The following is a 1,690-nucleotide window of genomic DNA, read 5'->3' as shown; positions in this document are numbered from 1 at the left end:
GAGGCCACTGAAAAACTTTCGTTTTTTTGCTTATGTTTGAATGTAGACATATAAAAGGCAACTTGTCCCCAAAATTAAGACATCAAGTTGCCTTTTTCCTTGTCTATTTTTTCCTCTTTTTCTTGAAGAAGTTTTAGAATCCTCTTGAGATTGACGGCAAATATCGCTGTAGCTCCTTGAATTTCCATGCCAAATAGACCCGAGGATGAGGCTGTTTCATAACCGTGTCTGTGTTTAAGTTCACTATTTTTCGCTTCAATTTTATAGCGAGTTTTCGCTAATTCTTTAAACCTTTCTGTATTTTGAAATGATTCTTGGTCCTTATGTACCGTTGATTTGATGGTTACAGAATAGGATTTACTTTTCGCTCCTTCTTTATAACATCCTTCGCGGAAAGGACAAACTTTACATTTCTCAATATCAAAAAGATATTTGATTCTAGGGTTTTTATCTTGCCCCTTTCTTTCATCTATTTTCTTTTGAATGGCCATGTGTCCTGCCTTACAAACATACATCCCTGCATCTTTATTAAATTCAAATTCTTCTTCTTTTGTCCGTCTCCCATTTGTAATAAGTGGATGTAATTTAGAAATAAGTTCTAATTTCTCTTCCTTTGTATAGCGAATATTTTCTTTTTCTGAGTAGGCAGTATCCCCAATGATTGTTTCAATTTTTATTCCTGTTTTTTGGCTTTTTTTAGTTAACTCTGGAAGATACTTTCCATCACTTTTTTCTCCTGTTGTCACAACTGCTGCAGTTATAATTCGTTCATCACACATCGTGTAATGTGTTTTATATCCAAAGAAAGAAGAATCCGCTGATTTATGCCCCACACGTGCATCTGGATCCTCTGAAAAGCTCAATTGTTCGGTGTAGTCTTCTACCACTTCTTTTAAAACATTTACTTTCTCCTTCACAGCAGGGATGGCAGCGATTTGTGGTTCTGATTCGACAACTGAAAGGAGTTGACGGCAATAATCCAATTCTTCTTTTACTTCATTAGAAGTTGTTTTTGATGGGAATTTTTCTTTCATTGAATCGTCAATTTGGTAGACAGCTTTTCGAACATTTTTAGATTTCTCTTGTAAAAATTCTTTTGGTGACTTTTGGTTATAACGTGCTTTTGTATGAGTAGAATCTACAATAATGGTTTTACTTTTTATGATTTCTTTATCAAGTGCAATCTCCACTGTTTTGCCGATAAGCATATCTAATAAACCCACATCTTGAAGACGGAGCTTACGAAATTTCGTTAAAGAACTTGGATCAATAACGGCCTCTTCTGGTGCCATATCGAGGAAATACTTAAACGACATATCATATTTGGAACGTTCTACTACATCTACATCTGACAAATCATAAATCGATTTAAGCAATAGATATTTGAACATACGAATCGGCGGCACTGCATTGCGACCGTTATCCAGACAATATTTTTTTTTCAATTCTTCAAGAATGAAGGAAAAGTCCACTAAATCATTGATTTGGCGAAGCATATTATCTTTTGGGACAACGAAATCATAAATAGCTAGAAACGGACTAAGCGTGAAAGATTCTTGATTGGCAATCATTTTTATACCACCTACATACATTTTAATATCATAATTATAAAACAAAAAGGCAGTTGAAAGTTCGATTAAATCAAACTTTCAACTGCCTAAAAAAAAAATTGGACTTTTTCAGTGGCCTC

1 protein-coding gene is annotated in these 1,690 nt (G+C 34.4%); it reads right to left on the bottom strand.

Annotated features, from left to right (window positions below; translation table 11 throughout):
• Positions 1-74: 74 nt before the first annotated feature.
• The gene (locus ACTYA4_RS22005) at positions 75-1,571 is read right to left on the bottom strand and encodes an IS1182 family transposase (protein WP_445505872.1); all 1,497 of its coding nucleotides are present in this window, start codon (positions 1,569-1,571) and stop codon (positions 75-77) included.
• Positions 1,572-1,690: the final 119 nt, after the last annotated feature.

This window comes from Niallia yueguangensis, from assembly GCF_052663115.1.
Note: the sequence above shows the minus strand (reverse complement) of the source record. Positions and strands in the feature narration are given on the sequence as shown.